Below are 19,789 nucleotides of genomic sequence, written 5' to 3'. Positions count from 1 at the left end.
GGGATGGTTCGCCATCCCTTTTTTAGCTGTTTTTTTTCAGTTTTTATTAGGAGTGAGTATGGATACAGTCTCAAATCCGCTGAAAACCATTAAAGCGAAGGCGCCACTGTGGTTTTACTTTGTCGCAACGCTCAGTTTATTGTGGAATATCATGGGGCTGATGGCCTTTGTGATCCAAATGACCATGACGCCGGATGCCTTGGCGCAAATGAATCCAGATCAAATCAAACTCTATGAGACCACGCCGGCTTTAGTTGATGCGGTATTTGGCTTTGCTGTGGTGTCGGGCGTTTTGGGCTGCCTATTGTTGTTATTACGAAAATCCCTTGCCTATAAAGTGCTGGTTGCCTCACTTATCGCGGTTTTGTTGCAAATGAGCTATGTGTTTTGCATTCAACAAGCAGCTGTGGTGCTGGGGGCTGAGGCATTAATCATGCCGAGTGTGGTGGTGTTCTGGGGATTGTTTCTCGTCTGGTTTAGTCGGTTGAGTATCACTAAACAATGGTTAGTTTGAGTCTTATTTTTGCTGAGATTGACGGGACTGGCTTAGCGTAAAACTAGTTGAACTTCATCCACTTCGCAGTAAACTGCTGATTGGTTTTATTGACTAGGAAGTTGCAATGAGTATTTGGTTTAGAGCTGTCACGTTAGAGGATTGCGCGCGTTTAGATGCCGGTATGGGCGGTAAAGGCACCTTGATGCAGACCTTAGGAATTGAGATCAGTGAGATTGGCGACGATTACATGAAGGCCACTATGCCAGCGAGCCCTGCGGTGCATAACCCTTTGGGGATAGTCCATGGCGGCGCGAATGTTGCGCTTGCTGAAACCGTTGCCAGCTATGCAGCAAACTTTGCGGTGGATTTTGAGCAGTACTATTGTGTCGGCCAAGAAATTAACGCTAACCACTTACGGGCTTCCCGTAATGGGCTATTAACCGCCACGGCTAAGCCTATTCATTTAGGAAAACGCAGCTCTGTATGGGAAGTGTTAATCCATAACAGCGCCGGTGAACTGACTTGTATTTCACGGATGACGGCGGCTGTCGTTAAACGTTAAGTGCTAAGTGCTAAGTGCTAAGTGCTAAGTGCAATAGCCCAGCCTATTTCCTGTGGTGTGAATGGCGTATCAATCGTTTGATTTAAATAATATATGAATAAGGATTGGATATGGATAACGCGACAATTTGGGAATGGGTTGGTTATTTAGCTTCAGTGGTTGTTGCAATATCACTGATGATGTCAAACATTAAGAAACTGCGCTGGTGGAATCTCATTGGTGCGGCTTTATTTGTGGCCTACGGTGTGGCAATTGGGGCTTATCCTGTTGCCTTAGTTAACTTTTTTATCGTACTGATAGACACTTATTATCTGGTTAAGCTTTACCGCGAAGCCGACTCACCCACCAGTTAATGGCAGCGCATTATCTTTCTCTGCTTTTTTGTACCGCACTCAGCTTTACAGTAATCTGCTTCATCCCTGCGAGCAGCCATTTGGTTTTTCAGCCGCACCTTAGTGATGTGAGCGGACCATTGGCTGTGAGTCCGCGCAATCGTTTATCGACTTTGCTATATTCCTTTTAATCTTTTTTGTAGATTGCATGAATCTAGTTTAATCGTTTTATTCTTTGTTGGCGATTCTCTATTCTTGCTCCATCGATAACACGTCGCCAGCCAAGGAGATAAACCATGGCCACCATTTACGATTTAATTGAAACCTGGTTAACCAGCAATCAAGACTAAGGAGCAGGGCATGAGTCAACAACATCAAACAAGTCAGTACTTAACGAGCCAAAACGGCGCCCCAGTGGCCGACGATCAAAACTCACTGTCGGCGGGTGAACGTGGTCCTTTGCTATTACAGGATTGGCATTTAATTGAAAAGTTAGCCCATTTCAACCGTGAGCGTATCCCTGAGCGTATCGTGCATGCCAAAGGTACTGGCGTTTACGGCACATTTACCCTGACTAAAGATTTAAGCGATTACACCATTGCCGACCATTTCAATGGTGTTGGTAAGCAAACCGAAACCTTTATTCGTTTCTCGACTGTAGGTGGCGAAATGGGTTCAGCCGATGCTGAGCGCGATCCACGTGGCTTTGGTTTACGTTTTTATACTGCCCGTGGTAATCACGATATCGTGGGTAACAACACGCCGACTTTTTTCTTACGAGATGGGATTAAGTTTCCAGACTTTATCCATACGCAAAAGCGTAATCCTAAGACAAACTTAAAAGATCCGCAGGCTATGTGGGACTTTTGGTCATTGAATCCTGAAGCTATGCATCAAGTGACCATTTTGATGTCGGATCGTGGTATTCCGGCGAACTACCGTCAAATGCACGGTTATGGTTCACACACTTTCTCGCTGTGGAATGCCAAGGGCGAGCGTTTCTGGGTGAAGTTCCACTTTAAATCCCAGCAAGGTGTGGTCAACTTAACCAATGAACAGGCTGATAAATTAAAAGGGATCGATCCCGATTCATCGCAGCGCGATATGGTGGTGGCGATTACTGATGGTAACTTCCCGCGTTGGACGGTTAATGTGCAGATTATGCCTGAGGCAGATGCCAATACTTACCATATCAATCCATTTGATTTAACAAAGGTTTGGCCGCATAGCGACTATCCATTACTTGAGATTGGTGTATTAGAACTGAATCGTCTGCCACAAAACTATTTTGCCGAAGTTGAGCAAGTGGCATTGGCGCCGAGCAATTTGGTCCCAGGCGTCGGGGCTTCACCTGACAAGATGTTACAAGCGCGTTTATTTGCCTATGCCGATGCCCAGCGTTACCGCATTGGTGCTAACTACAATCAATTGCCAGTGAACTGCCCGCATGCCGCTAAGGCAAATCATCATCAACGTGCAGGTGCGATGGCGGGCACACAATGCCCTTACCATGGTAGCCAAACCGGTGGCGACGCTTCGGCAAACTATGGCCCGAACAGCACTGCTGATGCCTTGGTTGAGCCAGTAAACTTTAGCGAACCACCATTGCGTTTAGAAGGTGAAGCGGCGCGTTACAGTCGTTATAACCAAGACGATTATACCCAAGCGGGTAATTTGTATCGCATCTTCTCTGAAGCGGAGAAAGCGCGCTTAGTGGCAACAATTTCGGGTTCATTAAGTCAAGCGAGTTTAGATGTGCAGCAACGTATGGTGGCGCATTTTACTCAAGCCGATGCGGATTACGGTCAACGGATTAAAACGGCATTAGGCCTATAAACTGCGTTTCTAAGTCGACACTGTTTATCTCAATACAACCGTTGTAAGTAGAAAGGCCAGTGATGTTTATCACTGGCCTTTTTGTTGCCTTAATTCAATATTATCAATGATCTAGAACAGTAGTGTTGCTACGCCTAACAGTGCGAACAATACGGCGCAGCCACGGTGTATCCACAACATAGGCAATTTTTCGGCGCTGAAGTGGCCTGCGATCACTACGGGTACGTTGGCAAGCAGCATGCCTAAGGTTGTGCCAGCAACCACCATAGTTAATGAATCGTATTTTGCGGCTAGCACTACCGTTGCGATTTGGGTTTTATCCCCCATCTCGGCGATGAAAAACAGGATAAAGGTGGCGAGAAAGGGACCCATTTTGTAGAAACGGCTCTCTTCTGCATCGACTTTATCGGGGATTAACACCCAAAGAGCGATCGCGAAGAAGGACGCGGCAACTAAATAGCGGGCAAGATCTGGGCTGACCCAGTTAATCGCCCATTGGCCAATCCAAGCTGCGGCAAAATGGTTAAATAATGTCGACAGTAAAATACCTAAAATAATGGCGGTTTTGTTTTTAAATCTTGCGGCAAGAATTAGTGCAAGTAATTGAGTTTTATCACCAATTTCGGCAATAGCAACCGTAAAGGTTGAGGCAAGTAGGGCTTCCAAGTGTGATCCTTTAGGGGTGGTTAAGACATAAGCACAATAAACCGTCCACCCCTAGGTGCAGTTATTGTGCTCAGGTCTTGCTGGGCAAATCGATGATTTGCTGTGAACACCATGGCGTGTGGCCAAGTATGTTGATGTTCACCCTAGATGACGATGGTTCGACATCCAGTTAGCTACTCCCCCGAAGCGAGGTGGGCATTATACCTAAGTGAATTTCGGTTTCAAGCACGAGTTTATTACAGTAGGCATGAATGAATGTTTGACGGGTGTCAGAATAATACCGCGCGACATTCTGTAATTATATGAATATAAATGGATTATTTTTTTGACAGCGTTGTCTTTTGTTGCTAATTTAGCCAAGTCATTTCTACCTGATTACATATTGTTAACTCGTAGTGATTCGATGACACCTACCGTATTTGGCAAACTAATTGAAAAGTTAGGACGCAAAGCTTCCGGTCTAAGGTTGTAAATGGATTTTTTAGTGAACTAAGATAGCGGAGTTGCCGCAGAATTCGATTTCTGTGAAAGATAAACGACTGCTGTTTAATGCTGTTGTTTGCCCAAATACCACTTTTATACCTAAGCCCAAGCCAATACTGGCAAAGATGGGTGCAAATGGAGTGCATTAAAGTGGCAAATCCTACTGTTTTTTCCCCTGTTTCTAAATTGAGTTTATTGGCCGCCGCAGTGATGGCAGCCAATGCGTTTGTGAGTATTTCTGCACAGGCACATGGTTATGTTGTGGCGCCAGAGTCACGTTCCTATGCCTGTAAAACCGGCAACAATGCCAACTGTGGCGCGGTGCAATGGGAACCTCAAAGCGTTGAAGGACCATCGGGTTTTCCTGAATCAGGTCCTGAGGATGGCAAACTGGCCAGTGCGGGTAATGGTGCTTTCTCACCTTTAGATGAACAGAGTCCCAGTCGTTGGTCCAAGACGGATATCAAAGCGGGCTGGAATAAGTTCAGTTGGCAGTTTACTGCCAATCATGTCACCCGTAATTGGCGTTATTATTTAACCCGCCAAGATTGGAATCAAAACCAAGCTTTAAGCCGTGCGAGCTTTGACTTAGCGCCATTCTGCGTAGTCGATGGTGGCATGGTGCAGCCGCCTAAGTTAGTGACCCATGACTGCTATGTGCCAGAAGGCCGCAGCGGTTATCAAGTGATCTTGGCCGTGTGGGAAGTGGGTGATACCACTAATAGTTTCTACAATGCTATCGATGTGAATTTAGGCTCGGGTCCTGTCGTACCGGGTGAATGGCTCGATGTGGGCGATATCAATCCGTCACTCGATCTCAAGGCGGGCGATAAAGTGATGACCCGAGTGTTCGATGCCAATGGTGAGCAACCGGCTAAGCAAACAGTGATTACCATTAACGATGCGACTCAAGGTGATAAACAAAATTGGCCTTTCCTATTAGCGAGCGCGATTAATGCCCAGCAGTCTCAGTTAAAAGCGGGACAAAAAAATGCATCAGGTGTGATTGAGCCTGTGTATGGCAAAAACGACATTTTTACTGCGACAACTTCAGGTATTGAGCGTGTCGAAGTGGGATTTGATCTGGCGCCCGCGCCGGGCAATAGCTTAGAGGTCACTTCACTTGCCGACGATTATCAAATTATCGACGGCGCGGCGCAGGTTCGTTTTGACGTCACCAGCAATGCCGAAATGTTAGTGTCTGCGTATTTGTTTAGCCACGATGGTACGGCTGCGGGTTTTGTCAGCCAAACCGTTAATAATACCAGTGCGAGTTTAGTGTTAGACGTGGTTGCGCCTAAAGCAGGGCATTATCACTTGCAGGTTAAAGCTGAGCCTAAACAAGGTGATGTTATTCAGCAGAACTTTGATCTTTTCTTAAAGGATCAAGCACCAGCGCCAGAAGCGGATTTTGTCTTCCCTGAAGGGGTGAAAGGTTACGTTGCGGGCACTACAGTGTTACAGCCTAAAAATGGCAAAGTGTATCAATGTAAGCCATTCCCCTATAGCGGCTATTGCATGCAGTGGTCGGCTTCTGCCACAGGATTTGAGCCAGGTGTTGGCGCTTCTTGGACTATGGCGTGGACTGAGCTGTAAATTAACATCTTGAGTTAATCGATTCTCAACATGATGTGATTGGGCTTAAACACAGCGAATATGTTTAAGCCCATATTCAGCGCGCTCGCGACGGTCAAAATACACGTTTTATCCCGATTCATCCACAATGCGGCATCCCACGTATTTCCGACAAAGGTAGCGATTTTGTTGGCTTGTATGTTTTCGTTTATCACAGCGCTATTAAGTTGTTACCGTACAGTGCGCGACTTATCTTTGTTCACAACTGGCTTGCCCACTGGGTTTGGCTCTGTTAATGTCCCAAACTATCTATTTTACCTATGTTGTTATTAGGATTATCACAATTGAAAGTCATGCCACTTTTATGCAACCGATTTAGTTAGCCTCAATGGCTACTGGGTTGAAATATTCAAAAGCTATTGGGGCCAATTGATCTGCAGGAATGAGATCCGATTGGATGCTTTTTGAAGCTGCTTTAAGTGATGTGTTGCTTATTTCGATTTAAGACGCAAGGCTTTATCGGTTCAAATCTTACTCAAATAAAATAATAATTAATCATTGAACAGGACTATTGTGTGAATTCAAAAATGTTAGGCTCGATCGCCATCGTTGCCGGGACGGCCATTGGCGCAGGTATGTTAGCCTTACCTTTAGCCACCGCGGCTTTAGGTATTATTCCAGCGTTAGTATTACTCGTTGTTATTTGGGGCGTATCTGCCTATACCTCATTATTGATGCTCGAAATTAACTTACGCACTGGCGTGGGCGATAACGTGCATGCCATTACGGGTAAATTACTGGGTAAAAAAGGTCAAATTATTCAAGGAGCTTCTTTCCTGAGTTTATTGTTTGCCTTGACCGCGGCTTATCTCACTGGTGGTTCTTCGTTATTAGTGCTTAAAGCGAAGAACATGTTCGATATCGTGCTCGATAATCAAGCTGCGGTATTGTTGTTTACCTTAGTGCTGGGTGGATTTGCGGCGCTTGGCGTAGCTTGGGTCGATAAAGTGTCCCGCTTCCTGTTTTCGTTAATGATTTTACTGCTGGTGGTTGTGGTGTTATTTCTCCTGCCTGAAGTCAGTATTGCCAGCATGGCAACGGGCGCGATTGCCGAGTCGATGACCAGCAGTTGGATGGCGGCGATTCCCGTAGTGTTTACTTCGTTCGGTTTCCACGTTTGTATCGCCACTTTAGTGCGTTATCTGGATGGCGATGCAGTTTCACTGCGCAAGGTATTGTTAATCGGCTCGACGATTCCACTGGCTTGTTATGTGCTTTGGTTGTTGGTGACCCTAGGCACAGTCGGTGGCTATGAAGTCAGTGGTTTCGAAGGTTCATTACCGTCACTGGTGACGGCATTGCAGGATATTGCCCATACGCCTTGGATCAGCAAATGTATTTCGTTATTCGCCGATTTAGCCTTAGTGACCTCATTCCTCGGGGTGACCTTAAGCCTGTATGACTTTGTCGCCGAGTTAACCCGTGCTAAAGAGACGTTTGCCGGCCGTATACAGACCTGGTTGTTAACTTTCACTCCGCCAGTGTTATGTGCTCTGTATCTGCCAGAAGGTTTTGTGGCGGTACTGGGATTCGCGGCCGTGCCATTGGTGGTGATGATCATCTTCTTGCCAATCGTGATGGCATTGCGTCAACGTCAAACACAACCGAGCGGTTATCAAGTGTCGGGTGGTTCTATAGGCTTAGTGATGGCAGGTTTGTTAGGCGCTGTGATTGTGGGGGCCCAGCTATTTGTTGCTATTTAGCGGCTTAGTATTTAATCCGTGGCTAGCGTCAGTTTTGTAGCGAACGCCGCGGGGTAACTTTGATGGAATGTAGCTGATGGAATGTATTTGCTTTGTAAGCGAATTTTTCCGAGTCTGTTATAGAGTGTATCCGATGTGATAAAGTCAGGCCCCGGCCTGACTTTTTGCTTTTTAGGTTTTAAAGCGAGTGATGCTGGTTTTTAATACAGTGACTTAAGATAAAAACAACACGACTAAAACGAGAACATGGCCCAGCTTGCGCGTGGCTTCATTCACATAAAACGGACTTAACACAATGAAAAAATGGTTACTCACAGTTGCCGTAGCCGCCAGTTTTGGCGCTCAGGCTGACGAAGGTATGTGGCAGCCCCATCAACTGCCTGCTATGGCCGATGAGCTAAAAGCAAAAGGGCTAGAAATTGATGCCAAATCGATTTCAAAACTCACCGAATTCCCAATGAACGCCGTGATCAGCCTTGGTGGCTGTACTGCGTCATTCGTATCGCCAAAAGGCTTAGTGGTCACTAACCATCACTGTGCCTATGGTGCGATTCAATACAACTCCACCCCAGAAAAAAACCTGCTGCAAGATGGTTTTTTAGCTAAGACCTTCGCCGATGAATTACCTGCCACACCGGGCTCACGTGTGTATGTGACCGAAGATGTGACCAATGTGACCGAGCGCGTAAAAGGCGGGCTCGAAGGCAAAGTGGGCAGTGCCTTCTATCAAGGCGTTGAAAGCCAAGAAAAAGCCTTAGTAGCTGAATGCGAAAAAGAAGACGGCTACCGTTGCCAAGTGTATAGCTTCCACGGCGGCCTTGAATATTATCTGGTTAAACAACTGGAAATCCGCGACGTTCGCTTAGTCTATAACCCAGCCGCGAGTGTAGGTAAATACGGCGGCGACGTCGATAACTGGATGTGGCCACGTCACACAGGCGATTTTTCTTTCTACCGCGCCTATGTGTCTAAAGCGGGCAAACCTGCCGATTTCAGTAGCGATAACGTGCCATACGAGCCAAAAAGCTTCTTAAAAGTATCGGCTAAAGGCGTGAGCGATGGTGATTTTGTCATGGTGGCTGGTTACCCAGGTCGCACCAACCGATATCGCACCGCCAATGAAGTACAAAATCAATTCGAGTGGGCTTATCCTGAAGGTAAGTTATTGCGCGAGCGCTTTATTGAGATCATTAAAGATACCGCGCCAGAGGGCAGTGACGAACGCATTAAGTACGAGAGTCAAATTGCTAGCCTTGCAAATTACGCGAAAAACTTCACCTCGATGATCGAGTTTTATGGCAAATCCACCATGTTGACGGATCGTAAAGCCCGCGAAGCAGAGCTTGCAGCGTGGATCGCTAAAGACAGCGGCCGTGAAGCGAAATACGGTAAAACCTTAGCGGAATTAGACGCGTTAATTGCCAAGAGTAAAGCGCATCAAGAGCGTGACATGATCTTAAGCTACATAGGTAGCACGACAATGTTGCCAACGGCGCGCAGTTTGTATCGCTTAGCGAACGAGAAACAACTGCCGGATATGCAGCGTGAACCTGGCTTCCAAGAGCGTGATATGACTCGCCTCAAAGCGAGCATGGAGCGTATCGACCGTCGTTATGCGCCAAGCGTCGATAAAGCTGTGTTGTTCGATATGCTGAAACGCTACGCCGCACTGCCAGAGGACAAACGTCTACCCGCATTGGATAAAGCCTTTGGTATCGATAAAAAGTTCAGCGAAGCTAAGCTTTCGAAAACCTTAGACAAAATGTACGCCAAAACTGAGTTAGGCAAAAAAGACGTGCGTCTGGCGTGGATGGATAAATCCGTTGCCGATTTTAAAGCCTCTAAAGATCCTTTCATTCAATTCGCCGTGGCTATGTATGACACAGATATGGCAGAAGAAAAGAAAGAAAAAGAACTGGATGGCGAGCTGATGAAAGTGCGTCCGCAGTACATGGATGCCATCATTGCCTACAATCTTGAGCAAGGTAAACCTGTGTATGCCGATGCGAACTCAAGCCTGCGTGTCACTGTGGGTCATGTGAAAGGCTACTCGCCAAAAGACGGTTTAGTGGCTGTGCCATTCACTCGCCTTGAAGGCATAGTGCAAAAGGACACAGGTGTTGATCCATTCGATGCGCCGAAGAAAGAGTTAGAGCTGATCAAGCAGAAGCAATACGGTGATTTCTATGTGAAAGCCATCGATTCTGTACCGGTTAACTTCCTGTCGACGTTAGACACAACCGGCGGTAACTCAGGTTCACCCACCCTAAACGGCCGCGCTGAATTAGTCGGTCTGCTGTTCGATGGGGTGTATGAAAGCATTATCGGCGACTGGGCATATGACGATAACATCAACCGTTCTATCCAAGTGGATAGCCGCTATATGTTGTGGGTAATGAAGTATTTAGATCATGCCGACAATCTATTAGCCGAGATGGAAATCGTTAAGTAATCTATTGCCGCACCAGCGATGGTGCGGCCTGTAGTGGTATAGTGAATTTGGATTATCAGCATTCAAGTGCGATTTAGTGCTTTAAGAATACTGAAATAACAAGACAACAAAATAGCGATAAACTCACTGGGTTTATCGCTTTTTTTGTAGCTGTAATGGCCTGCTGACGGCTGTTAAGATAGGCGCGCCACGGCATTAGCTCACCTTTTTAGCATTAGCGTAACCAGTGGATTGAAAATATATACGCAACATATTTTTTAGACTGAAATGTGTTGGAAAGTAGTGCCGGAGGACCTGCATCTTTAGTTAGATTTTTAGTGGGTTAGCATTGGCAGGTATCCACGCATATAGGCTCGCCATGGCATTGACTCGCCGACTCGGTGAATAGAAGCCTAGAGTTTCTGAGCTTATGAACGAGAACCATGGACGGCGAACTGGCCGTTAAACAGGATGTTGTGCTGCCTGACACAGTGCGACTTTGCTTGGCCCGCATACTATCGCTGCCATACACAAAAGCCGTTAGGGTGTTATTGTTCGGCCCCCTCCCTGATGCCAAATCGCCTGATGAAAAGCGCATCCACTTTACGCCCTTTGAACTTATCACCGCAGTGAATGGTGACAAGTTCACTCTGTTGCCTGTATCAGGCAAATTGACTCGACAAAGCGTTGAGTTGCCCGAGGGGTATAGTCCTGAACATGTAATCAATAACTATTTGGCACAGCTAAAAAAGCTGAATGCTGAAGTGTTATTTAGTTGTCAGGCCGCCAGCTGCGGTGATGGTCAAGCGATGCAAACTCAGCTAAAGCCGCTTAAAAGTGTGAATGCCGACTATCACAGTGCTTACGTGGCGGCAAAACTGAAAGGTACTCGCGGTGAGGTTTACGCCAGTATCTATGTCGTCAACCGTGAGGACAGATATACCTACCTGCAGGTCGATATCCTCGACGCTATTCCTGAGCCGCTGGATTTGATCCAAGCCAATAGTGACTTTTTACAGCAGGCGCCGAAAGAGGTTGAGATTAAAGATAGGCGTAGTGACGATGCTCAAGGAGCGGCAGACCATCCTTTGTTGGGGCGCATGCCCGGCAGTTATATTACAAGTTACAAACAAACTAACTTTACCCAAGTGCCTGTATTGGTGGGGTTCTCGGGCGCCGATTATCAAACTCAATCGCTGGATGCCAAGCTTACCCAAATAAGTTATCAGATGCCTGACAGCTATTCCCTGTTTGAAATCAACAGTAATTATGCCGCCGCAGCACAAAAACTGCAGGCTGAGCGGGTATTCCATTGTAAAGGCACGGCCTGCGGCGACGATGATAGCCTGATTAATGCCATTAAATTAATCAAAGACGATAAAGAGGACGAATGGCAGGAGTATCAGCTCTTTAAGCTGAGTCACGCAAAGGGCGATGTTTACTTCGATATCTATTCCCAAGGATATTTCGATGGCATGCCTGCCGATACTACCCTCAGGGTAATGGAACTCTCTACTCTAAAGGATGATCGAGTGGCGATTGACCTCAATGCTTTGACCGATGCGATTAGCCAAACTGGCAAGGCGACGTTGGAGGGATTGCTGTTTGATTATGACAGTGAGCGCATGTTGCCTGAGTCCAAACCTGTACTCGACGTACTCGCAAGCTATCTTAAGCAGAATCCGGCACTGAGTTTCTATGTGGTCGGACATACCGATGACAAGGGTGAGCGGAGTTACAATCAAAGCCTGTCGGAGCGGCGCGCCGCAGCTGTGATTAAGCAGTTGAGTGACGAGTTTCAAATTCCGTCGGCCCAATTAACCGCCCACGGTAACGGTGAATACAGCCCAATCGCCAGCAATACTAATGACGCCGGACAAAAACTGAATCGCAGAGTGGAATTAGTGCTTCGTTCGGATAAAAAGTAGCTCAAGGTTATCAGCTTGAAAGGCTATCTTCGTTCCATCAAAAACGCCTGAGATGACTCGGGCGTTTCTAGCTTCAGAGGCGTTCATTGGCAGATATTGTGCGCGCGGGCATTTGTCTCAAATTGAGGCTAGCTGCTTGAGGGCATTCGCCACTTGTCTGCCATTAAATTGTGACTGCGGCTTTAAGCACTACAACTTCCTGTGGGGTGAGTGGCCGCATCGCTCCTTCGGCTAAGGATTCTAGCGTTAATGTCATTAATGCGACGCGCTGTAAGTCAATCACCTTATAGCCTAAGGCGCTGGCCATACGCCGAATTTGGCGATTTAGTCCCTGAGTCAGCACGATTTCAAAGCTGTCCGAACTGAGGCGGCGGACTTGGCAGGGCAGGGTTTGCAGGTCTTTATAACGCACTCCACTGGCCATTTGTTCAATAAACTCACCAGTGAATGGCCGGTTGAGGTGCACATGGTAGGTTTTGCTGTGGGCAAAACTGGGGTGCATGAGTTTATGGGTTAGCTCACCATCATTAGTTAACAGCAGTAGGCCGCGGGAATCCTTATCGAGCCTGCCGACTGGATAGAGTCTTGGCGCTTTGGGGAGCAAGTGTACAAGACTCGTTTCATCCTGCTCAAGCAGGCGGCAATCTGTGCCCACGGCTTTGTTCAATATCCAGTAGGCGAGGGTTTCGGTTTGAGTGATAGGTGCGCCATCAAGCTCAATACGGTCGAGGCAGTTTAATAATTCGTCCAAACGGATGGGATCTGTGTGGCGGGCGATATGGCCATTGAGTGTGATGCGCCCGGCCTCAATTAAACGGCAGGCTTCACGGCGTGAGCCTATGCCACACTGGGCGAGGTATTTTGCTAAGCGCATGGATTACCCTAAAGTATTTGGCGTTCTTGGGCGCGATGATACAGTATTTTTGATAGGCGCCGCATGGCAAAGGCTAGGCTTAAACACCAAATGATACTCAAGTTAGTTTGCAGCCACATATTGGCTGAAACAGGACAAAAGTGTGTTTGGGGCACACAGGGAGGGAAATCCAATATTGTCCAATCTAATTGCAGAGTTAAACTCACGGCACTACAAAAGCTTATCAGACTTAAATAGAACAGTGGCTTTGGGCAAATAAACCGAGACACTATTCCCGCTATAATCACAAGGCTGTGTAAGATGAGGGTGCTTAATAGATAACTCGTTGAAACTATTCTGTGTATGCTCAAAAAATTAATGGGGAATATTCCCATCAAAATCACAGAGATTCCTACCCACGCACCTGTTAGTGCTATCCATTGGCTAAACGTATCTAGTTTTAGTAAGTAGAGTCCAGCCATTGAAATAAGTATGCAAAGCCCTGCGGCTAATAAGCTTAAATTAAACACATAAGCGAGAGGTGAGTTGATATAGTTACCTAAAAAATCAGCGCGTATTTGTAAAACTTGAACTCCAACGTTTTGATATTCAGCATAAATAGCAATTAAAACTCCAGAAGTACTAATAAAGGCTGCGCCTACAATCAACCATGTAATAAGACGATGTAGATCGTATTGACTTGGTTCTTGGTGATAAAGAGGATTCATGGAGACTAAAACATACTGATGGGAAATGACCACACTGAATGCAGTAACTTGCCTGAATTGTTTAATGAAGGCAAGCGAGTTTATGCTTTGTTGCCAAAAGAGAGCTTTAAAATGACAAGGAACGCCTAGTGCGTTCCTGATCATAAAGGTTAGATTTTACTCGTACGACTCAAACACATTGTTTAGTGTCGTTTGCGGAAAATCACAATCGCAACGGCCACGACGGCTAAAATCATACAGTACCAAGCGTGTGATACCGCTGCCAATGGGGTGATGCTAAAGGTCGAGGCGATCAGTAGGGCTTGTGCGCCATACGGGATCAAGCCTTGGATAATACAGGCGAAAATATCGAGGACGCTGGCGGCACGTTTTGGGCTCACACCATGTTTCTCGGCTAAGTCTTTGGCAATATCACCGGTCACCACGATAGAAACCGTGTTGTTGGCCACACAAGTGTTAGTCACTGCGACTATGCCAGCCATACCCAGTTCTGCGGCGCGGCATGAGGCTTCACCTTGTGCCTTTGAAAAACGCGTGATCAGCTTTTCAATCTGTTTGCTCACAAAGGCGAGACCACCTTGTTGCTGCATAAGTGCCGCTAAACCACCGACCAGCATAGACAGAATGAAAATCTCCTGCATATTGCTAAAGCCAGCATAAATATCTTTACCGAATTGGATCACGCCGTAATCCATAGTAAATAGACCCGTAGCGCCCGCTAATAAGATACCTAAGGTCAAGACCACGAATACGTTCAGACCCGCCACCGCTAAGATCAAAATAGTCAGATAAGGAATGACCTTAATGAGATCTATGTTCTGCGACGCTAATTCCGCTTGGCCTTGGCCTGCAAATACAAAGGCAATCAAGGTTAGCAGTGATGCGGGAATAGCGAAAATCAGGTTTTCACGGAATTTATCTCTCATATCACAGCCTTGAGTGCGCGTAGCTGCAATCGTGGTATCGGAAATAATCGATAAATTGTCACCGAATAGGGCGCCAGACATGACAGCTCCCGCCATCAGGGCATAGTCGATTTGCGCTTGGTCTGCCACGCCGAGGGCTATGGGTGCGACAGCAGCTATGGTGCCCATTGAGGTTCCCATGGCTGTTGCGATAAAGGCCGCAATCACAAAGAAACCGGGTAACAACAAGTTTGATGGGATCAGTGATAAACCCAGAGCAACGGTGGCATCGACGCCGCCTGTGGCTTTAGCGACCGCTGCGAAGGCGCCTGCTAATAAATAAATCAAACACATAGCAATAATGTTGCTGTGACCAATACCGCCAATGAAGGTATCAATCGATTGATTTAATTTCTGTTTTGATAAAATCAACGCCAGAATAATCGCAGGTAAAATGGCGATAACGCTCGGTAATTGATAGAAGGCGAAGTCGACACCTTGGCTTTGGAAATACACACCCGCGCCAATGAAAAGACCAAGGAAAACAAATAATGGCAACAGGGCAATGAAAGATGCCGGGCTGTGCTGTGCTGCTGGTGTTGGATTGCTCAAATGTTATCTCTCTTTCGCTTAGAGTTCTTTCCGCAGGTTCCTTAGCAGTCAAACTCGCTTAAATTTAGTGTCGCTTCGGCATCGTATCCTAGCAACTTGAGGCAAAGCATATTTGATCCCTGCTAACCTGTCAATTTAGACGTCTAGATGTTTTTACTTCCGTTGTGATCGCTAGGTTATTAATTGGTTGTATAAGATGAGGGTTAGTCTGTTTTCTGATTTATAATCAATGCGTTACTTATTTATTATCTGGTTAAATTAACGGTTTTTTATCTGATTTAGAGTCGATTGCAACTGCATGAAATAGCGTAAATTTTAAGCTGACAGCTGGGAGGATGGAGTCAGTGAGTGATTTATCGCCCCATTTAATTTGAGTCATTGATGGGTAAGCCAGCATCAATAACGTAAATAATGAGTGGCAGTAAGCAATAGGGCTCAGTCGGGGATGTTTTGATTTAGTTCGCTTGTTTAGCGTTGCGATAGTAATGGCACGTAAAATAACTTTAAGAATGCCTTAATAAGCAATCTATTGTTTTTAAATGTAAAACGTTCTCTAGTATCTAAAGTCCCTATAAAAATTAATGGCAACAATTTGTATTGAAGTAGAGACTTTAATAGAATCCGCACAAATTATGTTAATTACTCTTAGTGCTTTGTTTAAATTTAACGGGATGAAGTGTTTATTGCTGATCCCTCAGATCTTCCTACTACAGTGGGTTTTATCATGATACGTCGCGCTAAGCCATTACTCGGAACACTGGTGGAAATTGCCGCCGAGTCACTGCCAGATCAAGGCGGTGTGATCCCACTTGGGGATAAAACCTTAGAAGCCGCGATCACAGCGGCTTTTTCGCGTGTGGCGCATATTGGGCGGTTGCTGAGTTTTCATCAGCAGGACAGTGAGTTAAATCAGTTAAATCGCCAGCCGGGAACATGGATTAGTGTAAGCCAAGACAGTTTACGGGTGCTCAAGTTAGCTAAGTGGCTAGGCAAGGCGAGTAATAATTTGTTCAATTGTACTGTCGGCGGGGAAATGATGTCCCGCGGCGCTTTGCCTGCTTATCTTGGTATGCCTTTACTGTTGCAAGGCGAGTGGCAGGATATTGAAATAAAAGGCAATCAAGTGCGATTAGCTAGGCCACTCATTTTAACCTTAGACGGTATAGCCAAAGGTTATGCGGTCGATATTGCGGTGAGTGAGTTGCGCCGCGCGGGCGTTGGCGGTGGCTGGGTCAATGCCGGTGGTGATTTAAAAGTCTTTGGCAGTGCCTCTTTAAATGTACTCTGCCGTGGTCCAAAGGGATTGAGCCAAAAGATTTGCGTGAGCAATATGGCGCTGGCAAGCTCGCGAGTATCACAAACCTTAAGCCATGATTATCCAGCGCTATTACTGCCAACGGGCAATGTTGCTGATGTGAATATCGATGCTGAAACTGAGCGTATTGTCAGTGTGAGTGCGCCTTTTGCTTGGCGTGCTGATGCCTTGACTAAGGTCGCAGGTTACCTAAGTTCTGACTCCGTCACTGATAGAATTGCCCACTTAGGTGGTCGATTAGTCAGTTTTGAGTGATGTATCTTTTGGCTGTTTTACAGCTTTTGCAGATGATTGAATTAGAAATTCAATCATTACTGTGAGTTAACATTAAGCAGTTAGTACTGTTATTCGCACTTTGACGGGTGAATCGATATAACTTGGGTTCAGTATCGTTACCGTTATTTGCAACTTGCATACGGCAGTGGAGCTTTTATTATCTTCAGGCTTTGTTTTGCAGGATTTCTATTAGATTATTTCTATTAAAAAGAGTGCCTTATTGGGCACTCTTTTCGTTTCAATAGCTTATCGCTAACCATTTATCGTTAGTCATTTATCTTAAGCGACTTTAAATCGCGCCACTTCTTTTTGTAGATTGCTGCAAATAGCCTTAGTGTTGACGACGATTTGCTGAGTCTCTTGAATGACTAAGTTGCAGTATCTTGTTTTATCGGATAATTCAGTCAAGTTACGGTTAATTTCTTCGGTTACATGGGTTTGCTCTTCGGTCGCCGTTGCCGTTTGAGTGGACATCTCGCTGACCTTAGAGGTGGAGTTTAGGATTTCATTCAATGCATCTTGGGTTTGGCTGGCGAGGGTGACGGTTGATGTGGTCAGGCTGGCGCCCGATTCAATGCTTTTAACCGCATCATTTACGCCGCGTTGTAACTCTTCAATCATACGCTGAATATCTTGGGTCGAGGTTTCGGTGCGACTCGCCAGTGTACGCACTTCGTCGGCGACCACGGCAAAGCCGCGGCCCTGTTCGCCAGCGCGCGCCGCTTCAATGGCCGCGTTAAGGGCGAGCAGGTTAGTTTGCTCAGCAATAGAGCGGATCACATCGAGCACTGAGGCAATATTGGCTGAATTAACTGAGAGTTTTTCGATAACCGTTACGGCATTTTTTACCGACTCAGACAGTTGCTGAATATGATTAACGGACTGGGCAAGGATATTTTTACCTTCCACCGTTTGGTCGTTCACCTTAGTGATTTCGGTCGCCGTGTGCAGGGCATTGCTGGCGACTTCCCTTACGGCGGCACTCATTTCATTGACCGCTGTGACTATGGTATCGACAAACTGCTCTTGTTCATGACTGATGTTGATAGTGGTTGCCGATTTAGTCGCAAGGCTTTCAACGGTTTGGCTCACATCCTTGGTTTGGCCAATAATCGAGATCACCATTTGCTGCAGTTGTTCTACAAACAAGTTAAAGGCCTCGGCAAGCTCACCGATTTCATCCTGACGTTTGATAGGGATCCGTTGAGTTAAGTTACCGTCACCATCAACAATGTCATTGATCCTGCTAGTGATATCTTTAATGGCATTAACGATGATTTTAGGGCCGAAGTAGGCAATCAACAGAGCGACTATGGCCACTAAGCTGGCTATGGTGAGGGATATTTGGGTTTGGGTGGTTGCCTGTTCTGTTGCTTGTAAATCTAGCTCTTTTACTCTGTTATCGGCGGCTTCGCCTGCGGCATTGTAGATATCTCTTAATGCCTTAAATTCTTGCTTGGATTTGGTTTCGTGGAGTTGTTTCGCGCGTTCAAAATCATTACTTTTAACGGCATTAATGACCTCTGATGAGGCTTGATACCAGAGCGAAAACTGCGCCTCAAAGCCATTGGTGGATTGCAGTACCAGCAGATGGTCTTTAAGGATTTTTTTAAACTCGCCCATTCGGTCACGGGCTTGGTCGACGTTTTCTTGCCAGTTATCAATCTCACTCTTGCGATTCTCGGCTGATAATTCTTCCCTTAATAACACTTCTTCACTGAGCTGTGCTTGATAAAGATCGCGGTCGGCATTGAGAATCGCCGAAATCGCAGGATTAAATAACTGACTGAACTCTTGCATCTGTTTTACCGTCGCACGGCTTTGCATGGCGTCTGTGACGGCCATAACAATGAGCGCTGTCGCCATAATGGCAAACATCAGTGAAAACTTAACGCGAATACTGTTAAACATAGGACGATCTCCATTAATAACTTAATAAATAGCTTAGCCGTTATTTATAGAATTGCCTTTGCGTGCAGCAGATTGCGATGGGATTCTGGGCGAAGTTTTGTGCCCATAGAAAGAAGATGAATAGCCCAGACTGTGCAGCCAGGGCTTAGGTGTTTAGCTTAAATTATTCGGGGCAAGCTAAGGTGGGGATGGCTTTTGGCTTAGGTTTTATCTGCACTAGCATGACGCCAATAATGACCATAGAGCCGCCAATGTAATGATAAATGGCCAAGGTTTCATTTAGGATGATGGCCGCCAGTATCGCCGCAATAATCGGCATTAAATTAAAGAATACGCTGGTGCGATCGGCGCCGAGTTTGCTTATGCCATTGATCCAAGCCCACGGCGCGAGCAGCGAGGCCGCAATTGCCGCATACAGTATTAGTGGTGCCGATTGTGTGCTAATTGCCATACTCGGGCTAGTGAACAGCAGTGGTGTCAGCATAAATACGGCTATGAGTCCTTGAATATAAACCGATTCCCAAGTGGGCAGTGGTAATTGCCAGCGTTTTAGTAATACACCATAGAGTGCATACACAAAGGCGCTGAACAGCAATAACAAGTCACCTTGGGTGACGCCGATGGCAAGATTCATCATATCGCCGTGGCTTAACATAAAAATTAAGCCAACGAGCGAGATCAGTGTGCCACCAAAGGCTAACGGCGACAGCTTCTGTTTGAGTAAGGGAACGGCTAAAAATAGGCTGATCATAGGCACGAGTGAGGTGATCAATGCCATATTCGTCGCCGTGGTGGTGGCCGCGGCAAAATAGGCCAGACTCTGGTTGAGCACCATACCTAGCATGGCCAAAGTCGCGAACTTAGGTAACAGCGGCAAGATCACTCGGCGCTTTTGCCACACCCGACCCGCGACAAAGGGCGTTAATAGCAACATTGCAAAAAACCAACGGTAAAACGCTATGGCTTCAGGATCGATAATCCCAAATGAGAGTTTATTAACTATCGAGTTACCCGCCCAAATGAAAACGGCTAATAGGGGAAACAAATACAACATGATTTTGCCTTTCGATACTGGTTTACGTGGCTGGACATGAGTGAATAGGCATAAGCGACTGAG

Annotated in this window: 15 protein-coding genes and 1 riboswitch; of the genes, 9 read left to right on the top strand and 6 right to left on the bottom strand. The window is 46.2% G+C overall.

The window, feature by feature from the left end; translation table 11 throughout:
- Nucleotides 1–58 precede the first annotated feature (58 nt).
- From AYJ58_RS20110 to katB, 4 genes are all read left to right on the top strand, one after another.
- Nucleotides 59–514, top strand: coding sequence for a hypothetical protein (locus AYJ58_RS20110; RefSeq protein WP_106651455.1), 456 nt, complete (start codon nucleotides 59–61; stop codon nucleotides 512–514).
- A gap of 106 nt (nucleotides 515–620) precedes the next feature.
- Entirely contained in the window at nucleotides 621–1,058 is a 438-nt protein-coding gene (locus AYJ58_RS20105) for a PaaI family thioesterase (protein WP_006080418.1), read from the top strand.
- 110 nt (nucleotides 1,059–1,168) lie between these two features.
- Nucleotides 1,169–1,411, top strand: coding sequence for a YgjV family protein (locus AYJ58_RS20100; protein WP_106651454.1), 243 nt, complete (start codon nucleotides 1,169–1,171; stop codon nucleotides 1,409–1,411).
- A gap of 339 nt (nucleotides 1,412–1,750) precedes the next feature.
- Nucleotides 1,751–3,226: a catalase KatB gene (katB, locus tag AYJ58_RS20095; RefSeq protein ID WP_106651453.1), complete on the top strand. Its 1,476-nt coding sequence runs from the start codon at nucleotides 1,751–1,753 to the stop codon at nucleotides 3,224–3,226.
- Between the two features lie 111 nt (nucleotides 3,227–3,337).
- Here the strand turns inward: katB and AYJ58_RS20090 are convergent, their stop codons facing one another.
- A complete protein-coding gene (locus AYJ58_RS20090; RefSeq protein WP_106651452.1) occupies nucleotides 3,338–3,892 on the bottom strand; it encodes a TMEM165/GDT1 family protein in 555 nt (184 codons plus the stop codon).
- Nucleotides 3,893–4,303: 411 nt separating this feature from the next.
- Nucleotides 4,304–4,403, top strand: a riboswitch (cyclic di-GMP riboswitch).
- Between the two features lie 122 nt (nucleotides 4,404–4,525).
- On the opposite strand from AYJ58_RS20090, the gene gbpA reads away from it, so the two are divergent.
- From gbpA to AYJ58_RS20070, 4 genes are all read left to right on the top strand, one after another.
- Nucleotides 4,526–5,971, top strand: coding sequence for an N-acetylglucosamine-binding protein GbpA (gene gbpA, locus AYJ58_RS20085; RefSeq protein WP_198555533.1), 1,446 nt, complete (start codon nucleotides 4,526–4,528; stop codon nucleotides 5,969–5,971).
- Nucleotides 5,972–6,537: 566 nt separating this feature from the next.
- Complete coding sequence (locus AYJ58_RS20080; RefSeq protein WP_198555708.1) at nucleotides 6,538–7,713, top strand: aromatic amino acid transport family protein; 1,176 nt, start codon at nucleotides 6,538–6,540, stop codon at nucleotides 7,711–7,713.
- Between the two features lie 295 nt (nucleotides 7,714–8,008).
- On the top strand, nucleotides 8,009–10,165 hold the full coding sequence (locus tag AYJ58_RS20075) for a S46 family peptidase (RefSeq protein WP_106651449.1): 2,157 nt from the start codon (nucleotides 8,009–8,011) through the stop codon (nucleotides 10,163–10,165).
- Between the two features lie 422 nt (nucleotides 10,166–10,587).
- On the top strand, nucleotides 10,588–12,072 hold the full coding sequence (locus AYJ58_RS20070; RefSeq protein ID WP_232790836.1) for an OmpA family protein: 1,485 nt from the start codon (nucleotides 10,588–10,590) through the stop codon (nucleotides 12,070–12,072).
- Between the two features lie 163 nt (nucleotides 12,073–12,235).
- On the opposite strand, the gene AYJ58_RS20065 is transcribed toward AYJ58_RS20070, so the two are convergent.
- The 3 genes from AYJ58_RS20065 to AYJ58_RS20055 all read right to left on the bottom strand — a co-directional run bounded on the left by AYJ58_RS20065 (nucleotide 12,236) and on the right by AYJ58_RS20055 (nucleotide 15,170).
- Nucleotides 12,236–12,946 carry a 23S rRNA pseudouridine(2604) synthase RluF gene (locus tag AYJ58_RS20065; protein WP_106651448.1) on the bottom strand — a complete coding sequence of 237 codons (711 nt, stop codon included), beginning with the start codon at nucleotides 12,944–12,946 and terminating at the stop codon, nucleotides 12,236–12,238.
- 8 nt (nucleotides 12,947–12,954) lie between these two features.
- Nucleotides 12,955–13,653: a hypothetical protein gene (locus AYJ58_RS20060; RefSeq protein ID WP_106651882.1), complete on the bottom strand. Its 699-nt coding sequence runs from the start codon at nucleotides 13,651–13,653 to the stop codon at nucleotides 12,955–12,957.
- Nucleotides 13,654–13,835: 182 nt separating this feature from the next.
- Nucleotides 13,836–15,170, bottom strand: a complete 1,335-nt coding sequence (locus tag AYJ58_RS20055) for a Na+/H+ antiporter NhaC family protein (RefSeq protein WP_106651447.1) — start codon at nucleotides 15,168–15,170, stop codon at nucleotides 13,836–13,838.
- A 724-nt stretch (nucleotides 15,171–15,894) separates the two neighbouring features.
- On the opposite strand from AYJ58_RS20055, the gene AYJ58_RS20050 reads away from it, so the two are divergent.
- Nucleotides 15,895–16,740, top strand: a complete 846-nt coding sequence (locus AYJ58_RS20050) for an FAD:protein FMN transferase (protein WP_106651881.1) — start codon at nucleotides 15,895–15,897, stop codon at nucleotides 16,738–16,740.
- 300 nt (nucleotides 16,741–17,040) lie between these two features.
- Here AYJ58_RS20050 and AYJ58_RS20045 read toward each other — a convergent pair whose 3' ends face one another.
- Together AYJ58_RS20045 and AYJ58_RS20040 are read right to left on the bottom strand one after the other, a co-directional pair.
- Nucleotides 17,041–18,672, bottom strand: coding sequence for a methyl-accepting chemotaxis protein (locus AYJ58_RS20045; RefSeq protein ID WP_106651446.1), 1,632 nt, complete (start codon nucleotides 18,670–18,672; stop codon nucleotides 17,041–17,043).
- A 163-nt stretch (nucleotides 18,673–18,835) separates the two neighbouring features.
- Entirely contained in the window at nucleotides 18,836–19,726 is an 891-nt protein-coding gene (locus AYJ58_RS20040) for a DMT family transporter (RefSeq protein ID WP_106651445.1), read from the bottom strand.
- Nucleotides 19,727–19,789: the final 63 nt, after the last annotated feature.

It is taken from the genome of Shewanella sp. Pdp11, from assembly GCF_002838165.1.
Classification (GTDB): Bacteria; Pseudomonadota; Gammaproteobacteria; order Enterobacterales; family Shewanellaceae; genus Shewanella; species Shewanella hafniensis.
This window is presented reverse-complemented; position numbering and strand designations above follow the sequence as displayed.